The sequence below is a fragment of the Sphingomonas mali NBRC 15500 genome (assembly GCF_001598415.1).
Lineage (GTDB): Bacteria > Pseudomonadota > Alphaproteobacteria > Sphingomonadales > Sphingomonadaceae > Sphingomonas > Sphingomonas mali.
Map to the genome: position 1 here is coordinate 24,330 of NZ_BCYX01000022.1, position 19,272 is coordinate 43,601.

At 64.6% G+C, this 19,272-nt stretch carries 21 protein-coding genes; 9 read left to right on the forward strand and 12 right to left on the reverse strand.

All coding sequences use genetic code 11. From position 1 onward, the window contains the following. Positions 1 to 51: 51 nt before the first annotated feature. Both parC and SMA01S_RS15655 read left to right on the forward strand, forming a co-directional pair. Positions 52 to 2,301, forward strand: a complete 2,250-nt coding sequence (gene parC / locus SMA01S_RS15650; protein WP_066824342.1) for a DNA topoisomerase IV subunit A — start codon at positions 52 to 54, stop codon at positions 2,299 to 2,301. A 130-nt stretch (positions 2,302 to 2,431) separates the two neighbouring features. Then, the gene (locus tag SMA01S_RS15655; RefSeq protein WP_084250351.1) at positions 2,432 to 4,141 is read left to right on the forward strand and encodes a putative bifunctional diguanylate cyclase/phosphodiesterase; all 1,710 of its coding nucleotides are present in this window, start codon (positions 2,432 to 2,434) and stop codon (positions 4,139 to 4,141) included. On the opposite strand, the gene SMA01S_RS15660 is transcribed toward SMA01S_RS15655, so the two are convergent. The 4 genes from SMA01S_RS15660 to SMA01S_RS15675 are packed head-to-tail and all read right to left on the reverse strand — an operon-like array spanning position 4,117 to position 7,010. Then, positions 4,117 to 5,292 (reverse strand): CCA tRNA nucleotidyltransferase, encoded by a 1,176-nt coding sequence (locus SMA01S_RS15660; protein WP_439654314.1) that lies wholly within the window; start codon positions 5,290 to 5,292, stop codon positions 4,117 to 4,119. The two genes, SMA01S_RS15655 and SMA01S_RS15660, sit on opposite strands and share 25 nt — an antisense overlap. After that, the gene (locus tag SMA01S_RS15665; protein ID WP_066824481.1) at positions 5,289 to 5,879 is read right to left on the reverse strand and encodes a CoA pyrophosphatase; all 591 of its coding nucleotides are present in this window, start codon (positions 5,877 to 5,879) and stop codon (positions 5,289 to 5,291) included. Before SMA01S_RS15665 ends, SMA01S_RS15660 begins: the two co-directional genes overlap by 4 nt. Beyond that, positions 5,879 to 6,445, reverse strand: a complete 567-nt coding sequence (locus tag SMA01S_RS15670) for a DUF1285 domain-containing protein (protein WP_066824487.1) — start codon at positions 6,443 to 6,445, stop codon at positions 5,879 to 5,881. The genes SMA01S_RS15665 and SMA01S_RS15670 overlap by 1 nt, the downstream gene beginning before the upstream one ends. Before the next feature lie 52 nt (positions 6,446 to 6,497). After that, positions 6,498 to 7,010, reverse strand: coding sequence for a GNAT family N-acetyltransferase (locus SMA01S_RS15675; protein ID WP_066824355.1), 513 nt, complete (start codon positions 7,008 to 7,010; stop codon positions 6,498 to 6,500). 163 nt (positions 7,011 to 7,173) lie between these two features. Here SMA01S_RS15675 and SMA01S_RS15680 point away from each other — a divergent pair, with 163 nt between their 5' ends. Then, positions 7,174 to 7,545, forward strand: a complete 372-nt coding sequence (locus SMA01S_RS15680) for a dihydroneopterin aldolase (RefSeq protein ID WP_066824489.1) — start codon at positions 7,174 to 7,176, stop codon at positions 7,543 to 7,545. A gap of 73 nt (positions 7,546 to 7,618) precedes the next feature. Here the strand turns inward: SMA01S_RS15680 and SMA01S_RS15685 are convergent, their stop codons facing one another. Further along, entirely contained in the window at positions 7,619 to 8,347 is a 729-nt protein-coding gene (locus tag SMA01S_RS15685; RefSeq protein WP_245649301.1) for a hypothetical protein, read from the reverse strand. A gap of 338 nt (positions 8,348 to 8,685) precedes the next feature. Here SMA01S_RS15685 and SMA01S_RS15690 point away from each other — a divergent pair, with 338 nt between their 5' ends. The 4 genes from SMA01S_RS15690 (at position 8,686) to SMA01S_RS15705 (ending at position 11,270) form a co-directional block, all read left to right on the forward strand. After that, the gene (locus SMA01S_RS15690; RefSeq protein ID WP_066824359.1) at positions 8,686 to 9,366 is read left to right on the forward strand and encodes an energy transducer TonB; all 681 of its coding nucleotides are present in this window, start codon (positions 8,686 to 8,688) and stop codon (positions 9,364 to 9,366) included. A 79-nt stretch (positions 9,367 to 9,445) separates the two neighbouring features. Continuing rightward, positions 9,446 to 10,240, forward strand: coding sequence for a MotA/TolQ/ExbB proton channel family protein (locus tag SMA01S_RS15695; RefSeq protein WP_066824362.1), 795 nt, complete (start codon positions 9,446 to 9,448; stop codon positions 10,238 to 10,240). Between the two features lie 89 nt (positions 10,241 to 10,329). Further along, entirely contained in the window at positions 10,330 to 10,812 is a 483-nt protein-coding gene (locus SMA01S_RS15700; protein WP_066824364.1) for an ExbD/TolR family protein, read from the forward strand. A 29-nt stretch (positions 10,813 to 10,841) separates the two neighbouring features. Next, positions 10,842 to 11,270, forward strand: coding sequence for an ExbD/TolR family protein (locus tag SMA01S_RS15705; protein WP_066824366.1), 429 nt, complete (start codon positions 10,842 to 10,844; stop codon positions 11,268 to 11,270). A gap of 432 nt (positions 11,271 to 11,702) precedes the next feature. Here SMA01S_RS15705 and dcd read toward each other — a convergent pair whose 3' ends face one another. After that, entirely contained in the window at positions 11,703 to 12,257 is a 555-nt protein-coding gene (gene dcd / locus SMA01S_RS15710; protein ID WP_066824368.1) for a dCTP deaminase, read from the reverse strand. A 96-nt stretch (positions 12,258 to 12,353) separates the two neighbouring features. On the opposite strand from dcd, the gene SMA01S_RS15715 reads away from it, so the two are divergent. Continuing rightward, entirely contained in the window at positions 12,354 to 13,025 is a 672-nt protein-coding gene (locus SMA01S_RS15715) for a hypothetical protein (RefSeq protein WP_066824370.1), read from the forward strand. Between the two features lie 41 nt (positions 13,026 to 13,066). Here the strand turns inward: SMA01S_RS15715 and SMA01S_RS15720 are convergent, their stop codons facing one another. The 3 genes from SMA01S_RS15720 to SMA01S_RS15730 are packed head-to-tail and all read right to left on the reverse strand — an operon-like array spanning position 13,067 to position 14,660. Then, positions 13,067 to 13,510: a cytidine deaminase gene (locus SMA01S_RS15720; protein WP_066824373.1), complete on the reverse strand. Its 444-nt coding sequence runs from the start codon at positions 13,508 to 13,510 to the stop codon at positions 13,067 to 13,069. Then, entirely contained in the window at positions 13,507 to 14,178 is a 672-nt protein-coding gene (locus SMA01S_RS15725; RefSeq protein WP_084250353.1) for a glycoside hydrolase family 25 protein, read from the reverse strand. The genes SMA01S_RS15720 and SMA01S_RS15725 overlap by 4 nt, the downstream gene beginning before the upstream one ends. Continuing rightward, entirely contained in the window at positions 14,178 to 14,660 is a 483-nt protein-coding gene (locus SMA01S_RS15730) for a UPF0262 family protein (RefSeq protein ID WP_066824379.1), read from the reverse strand. Before SMA01S_RS15730 ends, SMA01S_RS15725 begins: the two co-directional genes overlap by 1 nt. Before the next feature lie 83 nt (positions 14,661 to 14,743). Here SMA01S_RS15730 and SMA01S_RS15735 point away from each other — a divergent pair, with 83 nt between their 5' ends. Continuing rightward, complete coding sequence (locus SMA01S_RS15735) at positions 14,744 to 16,252, forward strand: replicative DNA helicase (protein WP_066824382.1); 1,509 nt, start codon at positions 14,744 to 14,746, stop codon at positions 16,250 to 16,252. An 82-nt stretch (positions 16,253 to 16,334) separates the two neighbouring features. Here SMA01S_RS15735 and SMA01S_RS15740 read toward each other — a convergent pair whose 3' ends face one another. The 3 genes from SMA01S_RS15740 to SMA01S_RS15750 are packed head-to-tail and all read right to left on the reverse strand — an operon-like array spanning position 16,335 to position 19,138. Continuing rightward, complete coding sequence (locus tag SMA01S_RS15740; RefSeq protein ID WP_066824385.1) at positions 16,335 to 17,093, reverse strand: phosphoadenylyl-sulfate reductase; 759 nt, start codon at positions 17,091 to 17,093, stop codon at positions 16,335 to 16,337. Beyond that, entirely contained in the window at positions 17,086 to 17,511 is a 426-nt protein-coding gene (locus SMA01S_RS15745; RefSeq protein WP_066591738.1) for a DUF934 domain-containing protein, read from the reverse strand. Before SMA01S_RS15745 ends, SMA01S_RS15740 begins: the two co-directional genes overlap by 8 nt. Continuing rightward, entirely contained in the window at positions 17,504 to 19,138 is a 1,635-nt protein-coding gene (locus tag SMA01S_RS15750) for a nitrite/sulfite reductase (protein WP_066824388.1), read from the reverse strand. The genes SMA01S_RS15745 and SMA01S_RS15750 overlap by 8 nt, the downstream gene beginning before the upstream one ends. Between the last annotated feature and the right edge of the window lie 134 nt (positions 19,139 to 19,272).

Here is a 19,272-nt window from a genome sequence, read left to right on the forward strand (position 1 = left end):
TCTTCGTTCCCGATATTTCCTCCGGGGCAAATAGGCTCTAACCGCTCTTGAATGGCAGCCGAGACGACCGACCTTCCCGACAATCCTTCCGTGGGCGTGTTCGATGCGCCGTTCGATAGCGCGCTCAGCGAACGCTACCTCGTCTACGCGCTGTCGACGATCACCGCGCGCTCGCTGCCCGATGTCCGCGACGGGCTGAAGCCGGTGCACCGCCGGCTGCTCTGGGCGATGCGGACGCTCAAGATGGATCCCAACAGCGCCTACAAGAAGTCGGCGCGCGTGGTCGGCGACGTCATCGGCAAATACCATCCGCATGGCGACGCTTCCGTCTATGACGCGATGGTTCGCCTCGCGCAGGATTTTTCGCTGCGTTACCCGCTCGTCGACGGGCAAGGCAATTTCGGCAATATCGACGGCGATAATGCCGCGGCCTACCGCTATACCGAAGCCCGCCTGACCCAGGTCGCGACCGATCTGATGGACGGGCTCGACGAGGACGCCGTCGGCTATCGACCCACTTATAATGGCGAGGATCAGGAACCCGAGCTGATGCCGGGCGCGTTCCCCAATCTGCTCGCCAATGGCGCGGCCGGAATCGCGGTGGGCATGGCGACCAGTATCCCGCCGCACAATGCCGCCGAACTGCTCGATGCGTCGATCGCGTTGATCGACAATCCGGACGCCAATGTGCTCGACTATGTGAAGGGCCCCGATTTGCCGACGGGCGGCGCCATCGTCGACAGCCCCGCGGCGATAGCGGAGGCCTATGCCACCGGTCGCGGCTCGTTCCGGACGCGCGCGACGATCGAGCGGGTCAACGAGAAGGGCGGTGGCTGGCACCTCGTCGTGACCGAAATCCCTTATGGCGTGTCCAAGGGCAAATTGATCGAAGGCATTGCCGATCTGGTCAACGACAAGCGCTTGCCGATCCTGGCCGATGTCCGCGATGAATCCGCTGAGGATTTGCGAATCGTCCTCGAACCGCGCAGCCGCACGGTCGATTCGGACACGCTGACCGAAAGCCTGTATCGGCTGTCCGACCTCGAAACGCGCATCCCGCTCAACCTCAACGTCCTCGACGCGACGCGCACGCCGCGCGTGATGAGCCTCAAGGAAGCGCTGCAATCCTGGATCGATCACCAGTTCATCGTGCTGCGCCGCCGCTCGCAGCATCGGCTCGACAAGATCGCCGACCGGCTCGAACTGCTCGACGGCTATATCATTGCCTATCTCAACCTCGATCGCGTGATCGAGATCATCCGCACCGAGGACGAGCCGAAGCCGGTGATGATCGCCGAGTTCGAACTGACCGACCGTCAGGCAGAAGCGATCCTCAACATGCGGCTGCGCAGCCTGCGCAAGCTCGAGGAAATGGAGCTGCGCAAGGAGCGGGAGGGACTTGAGAAGGAAAAGGCGGAACTCGACTTGCTGCTCTCGTCCGACGCGCGGCAGCGCACGCGGTTGAAGCGCGACCTCGGCAAGGTCCGCGACCGTTATGGCCCGGAGACTGTACTCGGCCGTCGACGCACCAAGATCGAGGAAGCGGCACCGGCGCGCGAAATCCCGCTCGAGGCGATGATCGAGCGCGAGCCGATCACGGTGATCCTGTCGCAGCGCGGCTGGATCCGCGCGATGAAAGGGCATGTCGAGCTGGCCTCGGCCGATGCGATGAAGTTCAAGGAAGGCGACGGCCCGCGCTTCGCCTTCCACGCCCAGACGACCGACAAATTGCTGCTCGCCGCCGAAACGGGGCGTTTCTACACGCTCGCCGCCGACAGGCTGCCCGGCGGACGCGGCTTCGGCGAGCCGGTTCGGCTGATGATCGACCTCGATGGAGAGGCCGGGATCGCCGCGCTGTTGCGCGCGAGCGAGGCGGAGAAGCTGCTGGTCGCGGCGTCCGACGGCCGCGGCTTCGTCCTCAAGGCGGCCGACGCGATTGCCGAGACACGCAAAGGCAAAGCGGTGGTGACGCCGCGTGCCGGCGCCAAGCTCAAGATCGTCCGGCCGATCGCCGGCGAGGACGATTACGTCGCCGCGATCGGCGATAACCGCAAGATGCTGGTCTTTCCGTTGTCGGAAGTCGCCGAGCTGGCCAAGGGGCAGGGCGTGCAGTTGCAGCGCTATCGCGACGGCGGCCTGTCGGACGCAGTTACCTTCAAGTTCGCCGAGGGGCTGAGCTGGGCGATGGGCGGCGAAAGCAAGCGGACACGAACCGAGACCGACCTGCAGCCGTGGCGCACCGCGCGCGGCGCCGCGGGGCGGATGCCGCCGACCGGATTTCCGCGCGACAACAAGTTCTAAGTACACCTCTCTTGCACGCGGGAGAGGGCTAGAATGTCGTTCCGGCTGGCCTCCAGCCAGCCACTCCCAAGTAGCTGAAAGCCGGGCAAGCTTCAGTGCGCTTTAACCAATCCCGCCTAAGCGGGTGGCGATGGCGCTCGGACTGTCTCGCGCGAAGGCCGCTAAAGCCGTGCCCGCTGAACCAGCGGCGGTCGTGCTGCGCCCTGACGAGATCGCCGGAATTGCGGCGTCGATCGAATTGATCCCCGTGCCGTTGGCGTTGGTCGGACGTCCCGACGATGCTGTCGTCCTGGCCGCCGCCAACCGGGCCTTTCGCACCGCCGGGCTGGGCAATACCGCGGGTGAAGCGCCGCTGATCATTGCATTGGGCGAACGGATCGCGGCGTTCCTGGCGGGCGAGGACGTGAACCAGGACTTCACCTGGGAATTCGGCGACGCGGTCGACTGCCGTCATTTCCGCGTCACCCTGGCGCGGCGCTCGTCAGCCTCGTCTTATTGCTTCGCCACGCTGGTCGACCATACCGGCGAATTGCGGACCGCACGCAATTTGCGCCGCGAGATGATCACCGACAGCCTGACCGGCCTGCCCAATCGCAGCGGCTTCAGCGAATCGCTCGAGGAACGGATCGTCGAGGGCGGCGGCGCGCGCTACGCGGTATTGATCATCGATCTCGACCGGTTCAGCCGGGTCAATGCCTGTCTGGGGTCGATGGCGGGTGACGAATTGCTCATCACGCTGGCGCGGCGCCTCAAGGGCGCGCTGCGCGCATCGGACATGCTGGCGCGCACGGGCGGCGACGAATTCGGTATCCTGCTGGCGCTCGAAGAGAGCGAAACTGAAGCCGAACAGGTCGTCCGTCGTATCCAGGAGACGCTGGCGACGCCGTTCCGCATGTCGGATTTCGAGATTCGCGTGTCGTGCTCGATCGGCATCGCGTTCGGGTCGGACGCGGTGGAGGATTCGGAAGACCTGATCCGCCACGCGCATTTCGCGGTCAAACGCTCGAAAACGTCGGGCCAGGCCGAATATTACCAGACCCAGGCGCTCGACATCGCGCGCGAGCAATTCGGCATCGAGACCGAACTGCGCCGCGCGATCGAGAATGGCGCGATGCGGCTGACCTATCATCCGATTTGCGACCTTGCGACCGGACGGGTCGTCGCGTTCGAATCGCTCGCACGCTGGACCGACGAGCATGGCCACGAACATTCGCCCGCGGACTTCATCCCGGTTGCCGAGGAATCGGGACTGATCGTCCCGCTCGGCCGTTGGGCGATCGAAGAAGCGGCACGCACGCTCCGGTCGTGGGACATTCGCGCGGGCGACGAATGCGGCGTGCGCGTCGCGGTCAATCTGTCGGCGATCCAGTTGCAGCGCGACGATATCGCTCCAGTGGTCGAGCAGGCGCTGCTGCGCAACCAGCTGGCCGGCAATCGCTTCACGCTCGAACTCACCGAAAGCGCGCTGATTTCAGATCCGGAGCGCGTCGCCGAGACCATGCATCAGCTCAAGAGCCTGGGCACGACCCTGGCGATGGACGATTTCGGGACTGGCTATTCGAACCTGGCCTATCTCCAGAAACTGCCGATCGACGTGCTCAAGATGGACCGCAGTTTCGTGACCGGAATGCTCGCCGACCGCGACAAGGTCGCGATCGTCCGCGCGATTCTCAGCCTGGCCCAGGCGCTCGGCAAGGAAACCACCGCGGAAGGGATCGAGACCAACGAACTGGCGCAGACGCTGGCGGCATTGGGCTGCACCTACGGCCAGGGATTCGTCTATGCCAAGCCGCTCGAAGCCGACGAGGCTTACGACTATCTGGTTGCGTCGAGGGCCTGAGCGACTTCTTCGTCGGTAATCGCCGCGACGCGCGCCGCATCGGGGAATTGCTCGCCGATCCAGCGATCCTCGATCGCTCGCAACGTCTTGGCAACGTCTGGCCCGGCCTTCAGCCCCTTCGCAACGAGCTGTCCGCCCGACATCGGCAGCCTCGGTCGGGGCCAATCGCGGATCGCGGCGGCGTCGCCACCCGACAGTAACAGCCGGTCGACAGCGAGCTCAGTACCCAGCCGATAGGCCAGCGCGTGCGGATCGGCATCGGCCGGCAGAGTCGCGCTTTCCAGCCGCTGGCGCTGCTTGTTGGACAGCTTCAGCCGGGCCCCGACGCTCGCCGCGACGGCGGGATCGGTGGGCAGCAACGCGGCCAGCCGGCGGATCGGATCGGGAGCGATCCCGGCATCGGCCTCGTGCTTCGCCAAATCGGCGAGATGCGAGACGTCGGCGATTTCGGGCAAGACGGGGACGAACACCCCGCGCTCGATCATCAGCGCGACGACCTCGATCGCGCGCGGTGCCACCAGCAGGCGCAGCAATTCGTTGGCGATGCGTTCCCGCGACAGCGCCATCAGGTCGTTGGCGCGCTCGGTACAGGCATGCAGCCCCTCCGGATCCGCGATATCGCCGAACCGCGCGAGGAAGCGGAAGAAGCGCAGGATGCGCAGATGATCCTCGGCAATGCGGCGATAGGGATCGCCGATGAAGCGGACGTGCCGCGCTTCGAGGTCGTCGATGCCGCCGAAATAATCGTGGATCTCGCCGGTTTCGGGATCGGCGTAGAGCGCATTGATCGTGAAATCGCGCCGTGCTGCGTCCTCGCGCCAATCGTCGGTAAACGCGACCGTCGCACGCCGGCCGTCGGTGGTGACGTCGCGCCGCAAGGTGGTCACTTCGTACACCTCGTCGCTCGACACCGCGGTGATCGTGCCATGGTCGATTCCGGTCGGAACCGCCTTGATGCCCGCGGCTTCGAGCAGGTCGATCACGGTGCGCGGGTCATGCGGCGTGGCGAGGTCGATATCCGCGGTCTCGATTCCCAACAGCGTGTCGCGCACCGCACCACCGACGATCCGCGCATTGCCGACGCCCAGCGCGGCAACCAATCGGGCGAGGCCGGGACGATCGCGCCACTCCGCTGGCGGAAGCAGTGTCATGCCGCCCATCGCAGCCGCCGCGACAGATTGACCAGCATCGCCGCCGTCGCTCCCCAGATACGGCGTTCGCCCCAGCGGATTTCGTAGAAATAGCGTGTGCGGCCTTGCCATTCGGCGCTGGCGCGAAGCTGATTGGCGGGATCGAGCACGAACGCGAGCGGGACCTCGAACACGTCGGCGACTTCGGCCTCGTTGGGATAATATTCGAGATCGGGGGGGATCACGCCGACCACAGGAATCACCTCGAACCCGGTGACCGTGACGTAACGGTCCGCCTCGCCGATCAAGGTGACGGCGGCACGGGGCAGGGCAATTTCCTCCTCCGCCTCGCGCAGTGCCGCGTCGGCCGCATCGAGGTCGCTAGGGTCGATTCGGCCACCGGGGAAGGCGACCTGCCCGGCGTGACGGCGCAGACTTTCGGTGCGCTGGGTCAGGATCAACCCGGGCTTGGGTCGGTCGGTCACCGCGACCAGCACTGCGGCGGGCGTGCGTTCGCCATCGATTGCAACGCCGGGATGATCGCCGGGGAGCAATTCGGGCTCATGGACATGGTCGAGCGCGACACGCAGCCGCTCGGCGAGCGTCATCATGCGTCCGGCTCCAGCGCGAAGAAGGCGCCATTGCTCCACACGCCCGGCGGATCGTCGTCGCCCGACAGCGCCCGCTCGGCGATATCGTAATAGACCGGGCGCGCGACCAAGGCCTCCAGCCCGCCGCGGACGTGAAGATAGGGGCGCGGCCCGTCCTCGCCTTGCTCGAATCGCAACGCATGGTCGGCGTCGGCAGCAACCAGCTCGCCGGTGTTGAGGCGAAAGGCGAGCGCGGCGTCGCGGCCTTCGCCCTCGGCCTTCATCTCGACGGCGAGGAAGGGCGCATCCTCAACCTCGATGTCGAGCTTTTCGACCGGCGTGACCAGCACGTAGCTGCCATCGGGCTCGCGCCGCAGGATGGTGGCGAACAGCCGGACCATTTCCTGCCGGCCGATCGGCGAGCCCATATGGAACCAGGTGCCATCGCGTGCGATTCGCATGTCGCTGTCGCCGCAATGAGTGGGATTCCATTGCTCGACCGGGGGCAGGCGCTTCTCGGCCACAAGCCGCGCCACGTCGGCGAGCGACAGGCTGGCGAGATCGGGTAGCGGCTCCATCGGCATCATCCCAGACCGCTAGGGCAGCGAACCCTTGGCGGCAACTGACTAGACAAAGCTAGGCGGTGACAATGACGCACGGCCCCAACTCCCCCGCGATCGCCGGAACCTTCGTCCCGCGCGCCAGCAACCGGCGCGGCTCGACCGGGCCAGGCAGGCGCCAGCCGGCAGTGGCGTCGGCGGAAAATCCCCAGAATCGGCCATAATATTCGGGGTCGCCGATCAGCATCATCGCGCCGTCGAGATCGAGTTCGATCGCGGCGTCGAGTGCCTGGTGGACCAGTTCCTTGCCTAGCCCGCCGCGTTGGCGCGATGGTTCGACCGCGACCGGCCCGACCAGGACGAGTGGGTGAACGCTGCCGTCGTCGCCATGGAGCGCGATCGGCCAGCATTGGATCGTGCCGATGAGAACGCCGTCCTCGATCGCCGCGAAGCTGAGATCGGGGATCGAATCCATGCCATCGCGCAGGCGATAGGCAGTGCGGCCGTGACGGTCTCGGCCGAACGCGCGGTCCAGCAACGCCTCGACGGCGGCGGGATCGATGGCGTTGATCGGCACGAAATCGGTCACTTGGCGGAATCTCCTCCAATGCACGGGCACCACGCCCGGGGGCGGGCGCTTTATCGGCATCCCGGCTGAATACAAGGCGAATGCGCATGCCGCGGTACTGCAAGGGGTTGATCGCCGGCCTCGGGAAGGGCAGGGGCGCGCTCCTTAGATGGGATCAAGCAACTTGGAAGACCGCCTGCAACTCGAAGTGCACGACATTGAGGTAATGGTGCTGACCGGCATCTATTCCGAGGAAACGCACCTTCCCCAGCCGTTGCGCATCTCGATCACGGTCGATCTCGACTTGCCGGGCCGATTCGGCCCCGAATCGCCGCTTTCCATGTCGAAGAATTATCTCGATTTGAAACACGCTGCGACCAGATCGCTGCCGGAGGGCGTGCATTTCACGCTGATCGAGGGCGTCGCCGATCACATCTGCGAAACATTGTTCCTGCAGGACAAGCGTGTCGCCCGCGTTGAGGTCAAGATCGTCAAGCTGGCGATCGCCGAAGCCGGCGAATCGATCGGGATTACCCTGGTCCGCCACCGCCGCTAGGAGCGATTTCAAGTCGGTTGGAACAATCGGCGGCTCGGAAATCGCGGCAGAAAACGAACGCAGAACGAATCCGTCAGGACGGATTCGCTCCGGCGCGGCAGGGACCGAGCCCCTGCTTGACCAGCGCATAGTCCTGCTGGACCGACGCGGCGTCGGCGGGGTCGAGTCCGGTCAACGTGTCGGCTGGTATTTCGACCGGTAGGCCGCAGGCCAGGCGGTACCACAGGAACGTGTTGCGTTGCGGTGGCGGCAAGGCATCCTCCACCACTTCGCTGAGCGATACAGTCCACACCGGCGCCTGATTCTGCTTGCGCTGGATGCCGAGCGAGATCGGGTGTCCGGTGGTCCTGAGGAAGATCTGGGTCTCTCCTTCACCGGGAAGAGTGCCCGCCGCGTGGAAGGCGTTGGAGATGCCGACGATCGCCGGCGGCGCCTTTGGCGACACCAGGTCGGCAGCCAGCCTGCGCGCCGTGGCGTCGGTCTGCGGCGACCATTGCAACTGCGCGCCCGGGGTCACCAATTGGAGCTGGTCGGCGCTGTTGGCGACCGCACGCGCAAAGATAATCACGCGCATTTTCTTCAACTTGGGTGCTCGGCCGGCGGCGTCCAGGGGGGCGTCGTAGAGATAGCCAATCTGCGGCGGCAACGCCCCCGGCGCACGGATCAGCGCATTGATCGTAACCGTCAAATAATAGCGTACATGCCCAGGCGCGAGCCCGGTCGCCTCCGCCGGCTTGATCTTCGCCGCATCGGTGATAGTGGCGTCCACGACCACCGGCGCCTTCGTCGCCAGATCAGCCATATCGGCATAACGATAAACAGGCGGGGGCGGTGGCAATTTGGTTGCTGACACCGGTATCATCGGGGTGCTGGCCGCAATGAACAGGACGGAGAGGAATCGAGCCATGGGAACGCGTGACATATCGAATGAGTTAGGCGATCAGAACGTTCCTTTACAGAAATAATTCTGCCATGCTGCGATTGTACGTTTGTTGCGCCCGACAAAGCGTTTGCGTCGTCGCAGGCCTGACGATAGAGACTCGCGCTCTGCCCGATCTGGCGCTAGCCGAAGGGTTCGTTGCCGAACGATTAACGTCTGGCGACATTCGCGGGTCGGACACGAAGGAGTTGAGTTTCTGAATGTCATACGCTGATCGTGATACAACCGGCAGCCGTATCGTAGCGATTATCATTGTTTCGCTGATCGTTGCGGGATTCGGTTATGCTTTCGTGACCGGCTTGGCGGTGGATTTCGCCAAGAAGGCCGCTGAAAAACTGAACGCGTTCGACGTGGCGCCACCGCCACCGCCGCCGCCGCCAGACAAGCCGCCGCCCCCGCCGCCAGACCAGCCGAATCTGCCGCCGCCGCCGACCCAGGTCGTGATCCCGCCGATCACGCCGCCGGTCCCGTCGCCGGTCAATATCGCGACGACCAACGTGCCGCAGCCACCGCCCCCGGTGACGCCGCCGGCGCCTGTCGTGCCGCCGCAGCCGCCTGCGCCGCCTGCGCCCAAACCCGTCGCCGTCAAGGGCGGGCCGAGGGGCAATCCCGGCAACTGGTTTACCGACGACGATTATCCTGCCGACGCCAAGCGCGCCGGTGCCTCGGGCCGTGTCTCGGTGCTGCTCAGCATCGATACGTCGGGTAAGGTTGCCGGCTGCCGCGTCACTGCATCGAGCGGCAACTCGTCGCTCGACGATGCGACCTGCCGGTTGGCGCAGCGTCGTGGCCGCTTCACCGTGCAGAAGGATACGGAAGGTAACGCGCAGCCTTACAGCTATACGTTGCCCGGCATCCGCTGGACGCTGAAGGACGAATGATTTTTTCACGCCGGCGCCCGGAAACCCGGGCGCCGGCCGGGTTGTATCTTGAGACGATATTTTTAGAGGAAGCATCCGAATGAGCATCTCCATCCTTAACGCTGGTGCGGCCGGTGCCGCCCAGGAACAGTTCGGCTTCTGGAACGCGCTGCACGAGGGCGGCGCCATCTCCTATGCCACCGCGGGCATTCTGCTGATCATGCTGTTCTTCACGCTCTACATTTTCTTCACCAAGGTGTTCGAGCAGCAGAAGATCATCAACCAGGGCCGCCGCGTGCGCGCCACGTTCTGGAACTCGAACTCGCTGCGCGAAGGCGCCGCCAAGCTCGAGAAGAACTCGGCCTACAAGCAGCTGGTCGATGACGGCCTCGCCGCGCAGGAGCAGCATGCAAGGCTGACCGATCCGGTCGAGGCGCATGACTGGCTGCACGGCTCGCTGCAGCGCTCGGAAGACACGATCAACTCGGCGCTCGGTGGCGGTCTCGCTTTCCTCGCGACGGTCGGCGCGACGGCGCCGTTCATCGGTCTGTTCGGTACCGTGGTCGGCATCTACAAGGCGCTGCTCGGCATCGCCGCCGCTGGTCAGGCCTCGATCGACAAGGTCGCCGGCCCGGTCGGCGAAGCGCTGATCATGACCGCCTTCGGCCTGGTCGTCGCGGTTCCCGCGGTGCTCGGCTACAACTTCCTTCAGCGCCGTAACAAGGCGATCCAGGAAGCGCTCAGCGCGTTCGCGAACGACGTTCTCGGCTACCTCGCGTCGAACGGCGCGGTGAAGCCCAGCGCCACGGTTCGCAAGCCGGCCGCCGCGACGACGCCGGCCAAGCCGGTGACGACGACCGCCGGTCAGGCGGGTGGCGTTACCACCAAGCCGTAAGCGCGTGATGGCGGAACGGGCGCGGTGCCCTGTTCCGCCAGACGTCCGGGTCATGGCCCGGACGCACGAAGTAAGGATAGGAATGCTTAATGGCTATTAGCACCGGAGGTTCCTCCGAAACGCCGATGTCGGACATCAACACGACGCCGCTCGTCGACGTCATGCTGGTGCTTCTGATCATCTTCATCATCACCGTTCCGGTCGTGGTGCAGAATGTGAAGCTGAAGCTGCCGGAGGTTCGTTTCGACCCGACGCAGACCAAGCCGGAAAACGTGTCGCTCTCGATCGTCAAGGACGACGCCGGCCAGTGCGCTGTCTATTGGGGCATGACCCGGATGGGGCACAAGGAACTGCTCGACAAGGCGACCGCCAAGATGAAAGCGGATATCGAGCGGCTGAAGGCGGCTGGCCCGATCGACCCGGACAAGATCCCCGAAGTGCATATCCGCGGCGACGTCGACGTCCCGTACAAGTGCATCGGCGCGGCGATCTACACGATGCAGTCCTCGGGCTTCATCAAGGTCGGCTTCATCTCGCAGCCGCCGCCCAAAGACGGATCCGCAGCGTCCTAACCGTCGCGCTAGCTCAGGAGTTTTGAATCATGGCAATGAGTGGCGGCAAGGATGATGGCTCGCCGATGATGGATATGAACATGACGCCGTTGATCGACGTCCTGCTCGTGCTCCTCATCATGTTTATCATCACCATCCCGGTCCAGACGCACGCGGTGAAGGTCGACCTTCCGGTCAACCAGGCGAACAATCCGCCACCGGTCGACGCGCAGAAGAACAAGATCATCATCGACGCGAACGACAATGTGACGTGGAACGGTACGCCGGTAACGAGCGACGAACAGCTCGACCAATATCTGCAGGCAACGCTGCAGATTCAGCCCGAACCGGAGCTGCACTTCCAGCCGCTCCCGGACGCGCGCTACGAGAAGGTCGACAAGGTCCTGGCGATCATCAAGCGCTCGGGGATCAGCAAGCTCGGTTTCATCGGCAACGAGCAATACGCGAACGAATTCTGACGCCCTCGGGTATGGGTTTCGTCGAAAGGGGCGGCCGCGCAAGCGGTCGCCCTTTTTGTTGGCTGGTCAGCTGTAGGTGCCGTTCGAGTTAGGATTAGAACCCGATAATCCGATCAGGCCCTAGCGCCGCGCGGCGTGGAGATAGTCGATCAATTCGCGGTTGATCGCGACACTCGCCAGCTCCGCGCCAATGCCGACATACCCTTCGCGCCGCAACCGTTGGCGCACGTCGTTCACGGAGCGGCAGTCGCCTGATTGCGCCAATTGGATGCGCGTTCGATCGTCGTTAGTGGTTCGGACATGGACTCGCTTAGGCGCGAATTCATCCTCATCCCACCAACATTCTGCGAGCGAATCGATTCTTCTCGCAATCGTTCTCGCTTTTTTCGTTTTTGCCGGTCTTGGTCCTGCTCGGCCGGCGAGCAAGGGCGCTCACAGACGCGGCAAGGTCACCCCGCGCTGTCCCATATATTTGCCCGCGCGGTCGGCGTAGCTTGTCTCGCACGGCTCGTTGCCCTGCAGGAACAGGAACTGGCACGCCCCTTCATTGGCGTAGATCTTGGCCGGCAGCGGCGTGGTGTTCGAGAATTCGAGCGTCACATGGCCCTCCCATTCGGGCTCCAGCGGGGTGACGTTCACGATGATGCCGCAGCGCGCATAGGTCGACTTGCCCAGGCAGATCACCAGCACGTCGCGCGGCACGCGGAAATATTCGACCGTGCGCGCCAGCGCGAAGCTGTTGGGCGGGATGATGCAGCAATCGGTCTTGCGGTCGACGAAGCTGTTCGCAGCGAAATCCTTGGGATCGACCGTCGCCGAATCGACGTTGGTGAAGATCTTGAACTCGTCGGCGACGCGCGCGTCATAGCCATAAGAAGACAGGCCGTAGCTGATGCAGCCCTCGCGCCGCTGTGCCTCGACGAATGGCTCGATCATGCCGTGCTGCGTTGCCTGCTCGCGAATCCAACGGTCGGAAAGGATCGCCATTATCTACTCCCTGTTCGCCCGCAGCTTTCGCGGCAATAAAGCGATCGGGCAAGAGGCGCGGTGTCAGGCGCCGGTGAAATCCACGGAGGCGACGGAATGCGGATCGATCCCTCGCGCGCGATCGGCGCCTATGCGGCGGTGATGACATTGGCAGCGGCATGGTTAGCGCTGGCCGGGGTCGCGCCGGCGGTGACGAAATTCGACACGATCGACGTCCAGCGGATCAATGTACGCGAACCCGACGGAACGTTGCGGCTGGCGATCGCCAACCATGCGCTGATCCCCGGCATCGTCATCGGCGGCAGGGAATTTCCCCACCCTAACCGGCCCGAGGCGGGAATGATCTTCTACAACGATCAGGGTGACGAGAATGGCGGGCTGGTGTTCGATGGCGGGATCAAGAACGGCAAGCCGACCAATGGCGGCAGCTTCACCTTTGATCGCTGGCATCAGGACCAGACTCTGCAACTGGTCAGCACCGAGGACGGCCACGATCGCCGCGCGGGGCTGGTGGTCAACGATCGTCCCGACGCGCCGATGGATATCGCGGCGGGGCTGCGGATGCGGGGCATGAAGCCAGGTCCCGAGCGTGACGCACTGATCGCGCGCGCCGGATTGACCAGCGCAAGACGAGCATGGCTGGGCCGTAGCGAGGACGGCAGCGTTGCCTTGATACTCAGCGACCCGGCGGGGCGGCCGCGGCTGACGCTCGGCGTCGGCAATGACGGCGTTCCAAGTGTCGAGCTGCGCGACGCGGCCGGCAGGTGACACGGACGGTGCGGTAACTCGAGCCTTGAACGCGCGGAAGGTCAGACGATCCCGAGATTCGCGGGCCCGAAAGCGTGGGGAAGGAGGTCGGACAAGGCATATTCGGCGATCGGGCCGCCCGTCAGCCCGGAGCACCACACCTTGAGGTCACGTTTCCCAGCCTGCGCCGCCTCGTTGAGGATCTGGCGGCAACGGCCGCATGGCAGAATTGGATCGACACCTTCCTTGCCCGTCATCCCGCCGACCACGCCCACTGCGACGACATCGCGCATCCGCCCGTCGGCGCTCGCCTTGGCCACTGCCACCGTCTCGGCGCAGAGCGACAAGCCGTAGCTTGAATTCTCGACATTGGCACCGGTGACGATGCTGCCGTCCGCCATTAGCAGCGCCGCGCCGACCGAGAAATGCGAATAGGGCGCCCAGGCATTGGCCGCCGCGCCACGCGCCGCCTCGATCAACAATTGGGCTGTGTCCACATCGTTCATTTCGTCACCACGTCCCAATTGACCGGCCCCTCGACCCCATCGACACGCCGCATGTCGCTTGCCCGCCACATCCGCCACGGCCGCGCCGCGTAATCGGGCGGGAAGAAGTTCTGTGCGCTCCAGATGGGGCGGTCGAGCGCTGACGTCACGTCATAATTCGCTTCGAACCGCTTCGATACGAGCAACAATACGGGGCGCTCGGTATGCGCCTCGACCATGATGATGAAGCGTTTGAGTTCTTCCAGCACGACATCGCGCGATGGCCGGTCGTTGCACCCGTCGATGAAATCAATCGCCACTGCCGGCGGCAATGCGTCGTCGGTCTTGGGTACAGTGGTGTTGAAATTGTTCGCCTGGTCGGCGGCGAGCCGGCACGGCGACCAGGCGTGGATCGCGCCGCGGCGCATTCCGGCGTCCGCGATGCCGCGCCAATTGTCCTCGAACCGCGTGTCACGGTCGCCGCCCTGGGTCGCGCGGGCATAGCCGAAATCGGCGCCGGCCGCCTTGACCGCATTCCAGTCGACCGCGCCATTGGCGTCCGACACGTCGACGCCCTGGAACTGATAATCGCTCGCCGATGGCCGCCAGTCGCGCGCGACCAGGTAAAGCGCGCCCGCCAGCGCGAGCATCGCGACCCCCAGGCCGACCGGTAATGCGAACCGCGGCATCACGCGCGGATGTGCAGCACGCAGATCAGCGTGAACAGTCGCCGCGCGGTGTTGAAATCGACTTCTATCTTGCCCCCCAGCCGCTCCTTCAGGAGCTCGGCGGCATCATTGTGGATGCCGCGCCGGGCCATGTCCACCGTCTCGATCTGCTGCGGCGTGGCGTTGCGGATGGCTTCGTAATAGCTGTCGCAGATCGCGAAATAATCCTTGATCGGGCGCCTGAGCGTGCCGAGCGAGAGGATTAACGTTTCGAGCGGCGAGCCGTCCTCGCGTGACAGCGCGAGCACGAGCCGGCCCTCCTCGACCCCGAGATGGAGGAGGTAGGGGCCGGCATAGCCGTCGGGATAGTCGCGCAACGGGCGGAAACTATTGTCCTCGAGCAGATCGAAGATCGCGATGCGGCGTTCCTGTTCGACGTCCGCACTGCGCCACACGATCGTGCGGTCGTCGAGTGCGATGTCCTTGATGCGATGATCCGCCACAGACCGCGCTTATCCCCATCCAATGCGATTATCCACAGCGCTGCTGGCTTTGTGGCGGCGAGGGAGTGGCGTAGAAGGGCGCCATGGCGACAGCGATTCATTCCTTGCCGGGGGCGGAGACGCCCTCGCTCCCGCAGAACGTCGAAGCGGAGGCCGCGTTGCTCGGCGCGATGATGATCGACAACCGTATCGCCGAAGAGATCGACAAGCTCACCCCCGATCACTTCTTCGAGCCGCTCCACGGGCGGATTTTCGGCGCGATCAAGAAAATGGTCGATGCCCAGATGCCGGCGACGCCGGTCAGCTTGCGCCCGATGTTCGAAGCCGATCCGGCGATGAAGGAACTGGGCGGGCCGGGTTATCTGGCGCGGCTGACCGGATCGGGCGCGGGGCTGATCGGCGCGCGGCAATTCGCGCAGCAGATCTATGACCTGGCGCTGCTCAGGACACTGGTCGGGGTCGGCCGCGAGCTGGTCGACAAGGCGATGGACACGTCGCAAGAGGTTAATCCGCGCGCGCAGATCGAGGCGGCCGAGGAGGAATTGTTCAAGGTTGCCGGTGACGGCGGCAGCGAAGCGTCGGTCAAGACGTTCGCCCAGGCCTCGACCTTGGCGGTCGCGATGGCGGACCGCGCGCTCAATTCGGGCGGCGGCGTGTCGGGGGTGACCACCGGGCTTAGTTCGATCAATGCCAAGATGGGCGGCTTTCACCGGTCCGACCTGATCATCCTCGCCGGGCGACCGGGTATGGGCAAGACCTCGCTCGCCACCAATATCGCGTTCAACGCGGCCCAGCGCTACATGCAGGACGAGCAGGACGGGATCGACCCCAAGCAGCGAATCGGCGCCAAGGTCGCGTTTTTCAGCCTCGAAATGTCGGCCGATCAGTTGGCCACGCGTGTGTTGGCCGAGCAATCGCGCATCTCGAGCCAGGAACTGCGGATGGGCAAGATCAGCCAGGCCGACATGGATCGGCTCGTAGTGACCGCTGGCGAATTGCAGAACCTGCCATTCGTGATCGACGACACAGCGGGTCTCACGATCGGCCAGCTTCATACCCGCATGCGGCGGCTGCAGCGGCGGCATGGCGAGAACGGGATCGGCATGGTGGTGGTCGATTACCTGCAATTGCTGTCGGGCAGCGGTTCGCGGGCGAGCGACAATCGCGTGCAGGAGATTTCGGAGATCAGCCGCGGGTTGAAGACGCTGGCCAAGGATCTCAACGTGCCGGTGCTGGCGCTGTCCCAGCTCAGCCGTCAGGTCGAAAGCCGCGAGGACAAGCGCCCGCAATTGAGCGATCTGCGCGAATCGGGATCGATCGAGCAGGACGCAGACGTCGTGCTGTTCGTCTATCGCGAGGATTATTATGTCGCGGCCAAAGAGCCCAAGAAACCAGTCGACGGCGACGACGCCAAGGTGTTCGAGGACTATACGAGGTGGGGTCAGGAAATGGAGCGTGTCCATGGACTGGCCGAGCTGATCGTCGCGAAGCAGCGCCACGGATCGACCGGTAAGGTCATCCTGCGGTTTGAACCGCAATATACGTTGTTCAGCGATTATGCTGGCGATTATTCGAGCCCGGATTACGAATAATCCGTCATCCCGGCGAAGGCCGGGATCGCGGGCCGTATCGCACATTCGCCAGCGGCCCCGGCCTGCGCCGGGGCGACGATCTTCAGAAAACCGGCTCCTCGCCTGGCTTTTCCGGCACATGGATTCCGCATTCGGTCTTTTCCCACCCGCGCCAGCGGCCCGCGCGGGGATCCTCACCCGGCAGCACTTTCGACGTGCACGGCTGGCAGCCGATCGAGGGGTAGCCCTCGGCCTCGAGCGGGTGGCGGGGCAGATCGTGTTCGGCGAAATAGGCCTCGAGGTCGGCCTTCACCCAGTCGCCCAGCGGATTGACCTTGAGCCGGCCATCCTCGATCTCGAACCGCGCGATGTTCTGGCGGGTTTGCGACTGGAATGCCTTGCGGCCTGAAATCCAGCTGTCGAGCCCGGCCTTGGCGCGCTTCAGCGGCTCGACCTTGCGGATCTCGCAGCAGCCGTCGGGGTCGTAGGACCAGCGCAATTCCTGCGCGTCCTTGGCGGCCAGCACGACCGGATCGGGCTTGACCGTACGGCTGTCGGAAAGTCCGAAGGTCGCCATCAGAAGATCGCGATAGTCGAGCGTTTCCGGGAACATCTTGAGCGTGTCGACGAACACCACCGGTGTCGCCGGATTGGCCCGCGCGATGAGGTGGAGCAGCACCGCGCTCTCGGTGCCGAACGACGACACCACCGCCGTGTTACCGAGGATCCCTTCGGCAAACAGCGCCTTCAGCATATCGAGCGTGTCGACCCCGGCGAAGCGCGCATTGAGCGCATCCGCATCGGCCTGGGTAAAGGCCGGGGAGGTGTCGATCACATCGATCTTGCGCAGTGCTTCACCCATGCCGCAGCTTCCATACCGGCACCGCGCCGTCGGCGGCGGTCTGGTAGCGATATTGATAGCGGTTGAGGCTCGCCTCCAGCACCGCCGGATCGATCGGCGCATTGGGGGCAAAGCCGTCGAAGCCGCAGCGGCGCATATGGTCGATCTGGTCGACCAGCACGTCGCCGGTGGCGCGAAGCTCGCCTTTATAGCCCGCCTCACGCAGGATCTGCGCCGACGAATAGCCGCGGCCGTCGCGGAAGCGCGGAAAGTCGATCTCGATCAGCGAGATATGGTCGAGGTGCGGGAGCAGGGCGCGCGCGTCCTCGCCGGCCTCTAGCCGCACCGCCGAGGAATTCGACTGGTCGAGGAACGCATCGAGCGTGACCGCGGGCTCTTCGGCCGGATCGTCGTCGCGGAAGCGCAGCGGATCACCCATAAATCGCCTCCTTGAACGGATCGAAGCCGACGCGGCGATAGGTGTCGAGGAATCGTTCGCCCTCGTCGCGCAGCTCGAGATATTTGTCGGTGACGCGCTCGACCGCGTCGACGATGCCGTCCTCGTTGAAGCCGGGGCCGGTGATCTTGCCGAGGCTGGCATCTTCCGCGCCCGAGCCGCCGAGCAGCAGCTGGTAATTCTCGGTGCCTTTCTTATCGACACCGAGGATGCCGATATGGCCGGCATGGTGATGCCCGCAGGCGTTGATGCAGCCCGAAATCTTGAGTTTCAACTCGCCCAACTCGCGCTGGCGGCCGAGATCGGCGAAGCGCGTCGCGATCTTTTGCGCGACCGGAATCGACCGCGCATTGGCCAGGCTGCAATAATCGAGCCCCGGGCAGGCGATGATGTCGCTGATCAGGTCGAGATTGGCGGTCGCCAGCCCAGCCGCGTCGAGCGTCTGCCATAGCGCGTAGAGATCGGCCTTGCGCACGTGCGGCAGGACGATGTTCTGCGCATGCGTCACGCGGAGTTCGTCGAAACTGTAGCGCTCGGCGAGGTCGGCCATCAGCTCGATCTGCTCGGCGGTGGCGTCGCCGGGGATGCCACCGACCGGCTTCAGGCTGATATTGACGATGGCATAGCCTGGCGCCTTGTGCGCCTTGACGTTCTGGTCGAGCCAAACCGCGAAATCGGGATCGCTGCGGTCGAGTTCTTCGCTCAGCCCCGTCTCGAACGGCGGCGGCGCGAAATAAGCGGCGATGCGGTCGAATTCCTCGCGCGGAACGTTGGTGCCGTTCTGCAGGATATGCTGCCACTCGGCCTCGACCTGGCGCGTGAATTCCTCCTGGCCGAGGTCGTGGACCAGGATCTTGATCCGCTGTTTGTGGATATTGTCGCGGCGCCCGTTGCGGTTCCACACGCGTAGCGCCGCCTCGATATAGCTGAACAGGTCGTCGGCGGGCAGGAACTCGCGGATCAACGGCGCGACGAACGGCGTGCGGCCCATGCCGCCGCCGATATAGACTTCGAAGCCGAGCTCGCCGGCCGGGTTCTTGACCAGCTTGAGCCCGATATCATGCAGCCGGATCGCGGCGCGATCCTCGCCGGCCGCGGTCACCGCGATCTTGAACTTGCGGGGCAAATAGCTGAATTCGGGGTGGAAGGTGGTCGCCTGGCGGATCAACTCTGCCCAGGGACGGGGGTCGCACACTTCGTCCGCCGCGGCGCCGGCATATTGATCAGACGACAGGTTGCGGATGCTTTCGCCCGACGTCTGGATCGCGTGCATCTCGACCGTCGCGAGATCGGCGAGGATGTCGGGGGCCTGTTCGAGCTTGATCCAATTGTACTGGACGTTCTGGCGCGTGGTGAAGTGGCCGTATCCGCGGTCGTACTTGCGCGCGATATGCCCCAGCATCCGCATCTGGCGGCTGTCGAGCGTGCCATAGGGAATGGCGACGCGCAGCATGTACGCGTGCAGCTGAAGGTAGAGCCCGTTCTTGAGCCGCAACGGCTTGAACTGGTCATCGGTCAGCTGCCCGGCGAGCCGGCGGCGCGCCTGGTCGCGGAATTCCTCGACACGGGCGTCGACGATCGACTGATCGTATTTGTCGTAGCGGTACATCAGTAGGTGGCCCTGATTTGATTCACGCGGAGGCGCGGAGGCGCGGAGATTTTGCTCGCACGAAGACGCGAAGGCGCGAAGGAGGATGGATCGAATGCGCGCGCGTGCGCGCCATCATTGCATGTCCCGGAGCG

Excerpts from the sequence above, each read along its gene's own strand:
- parC (WP_066824342.1), top strand. The coding sequence starts at position 52 with ATGGCAGCCGAGACGACCGACCTTCCCGACAATCCTTCCGTGGGCGTG.
- SMA01S_RS15655 (WP_084250351.1), top strand. The coding sequence starts at position 2,432 with ATGGCGCTCGGACTGTCTCGCGCGAAGGCCGCTAAAGCCGTGCCCGCT.
- SMA01S_RS15660 (WP_439654314.1), bottom strand. The coding sequence starts at position 5,292 with ATGACACTGCTTCCGCCAGCGGAGTGGCGCGATCGTCCCGGCCTCGCC.
- SMA01S_RS15665 (WP_066824481.1), bottom strand. The coding sequence starts at position 5,879 with ATGACGCTCGCCGAGCGGCTGCGTGTCGCGCTCGACCATGTCCATGAG.
- SMA01S_RS15670 (WP_066824487.1), bottom strand. The coding sequence starts at position 6,445 with ATGCCGATGGAGCCGCTACCCGATCTCGCCAGCCTGTCGCTCGCCGAC.
- SMA01S_RS15685 (WP_245649301.1), bottom strand. The coding sequence starts at position 8,347 with ATGGCTGATCTGGCGACGAAGGCGCCGGTGGTCGTGGACGCCACTATC.
- SMA01S_RS15690 (WP_066824359.1), top strand. The coding sequence starts at position 8,686 with ATGTCATACGCTGATCGTGATACAACCGGCAGCCGTATCGTAGCGATT.
- SMA01S_RS15695 (WP_066824362.1), top strand. The coding sequence starts at position 9,446 with ATGAGCATCTCCATCCTTAACGCTGGTGCGGCCGGTGCCGCCCAGGAA.
- SMA01S_RS15700 (WP_066824364.1), top strand. The coding sequence starts at position 10,330 with ATGGCTATTAGCACCGGAGGTTCCTCCGAAACGCCGATGTCGGACATC.
- SMA01S_RS15705 (WP_066824366.1), top strand. The coding sequence starts at position 10,842 with ATGGCAATGAGTGGCGGCAAGGATGATGGCTCGCCGATGATGGATATG.
- dcd (WP_066824368.1), bottom strand. The coding sequence starts at position 12,257 with ATGGCGATCCTTTCCGACCGTTGGATTCGCGAGCAGGCAACGCAGCAC.
- SMA01S_RS15715 (WP_066824370.1), top strand. The coding sequence starts at position 12,354 with ATGCGGATCGATCCCTCGCGCGCGATCGGCGCCTATGCGGCGGTGATG.
- SMA01S_RS15720 (WP_066824373.1), bottom strand. The coding sequence starts at position 13,510 with ATGAACGATGTGGACACAGCCCAATTGTTGATCGAGGCGGCGCGTGGC.
- SMA01S_RS15725 (WP_084250353.1), bottom strand. The coding sequence starts at position 14,178 with ATGCCGCGGTTCGCATTACCGGTCGGCCTGGGGGTCGCGATGCTCGCG.
- SMA01S_RS15735 (WP_066824382.1), top strand. The coding sequence starts at position 14,744 with ATGGCGACAGCGATTCATTCCTTGCCGGGGGCGGAGACGCCCTCGCTC.
- SMA01S_RS15740 (WP_066824385.1), bottom strand. The coding sequence starts at position 17,093 with ATGGGTGAAGCACTGCGCAAGATCGATGTGATCGACACCTCCCCGGCC.
- SMA01S_RS15745 (WP_066591738.1), bottom strand. The coding sequence starts at position 17,511 with ATGGGTGATCCGCTGCGCTTCCGCGACGACGATCCGGCCGAAGAGCCC.
- SMA01S_RS15750 (WP_066824388.1), bottom strand. The coding sequence starts at position 19,138 with ATGTACCGCTACGACAAATACGATCAGTCGATCGTCGACGCCCGTGTC.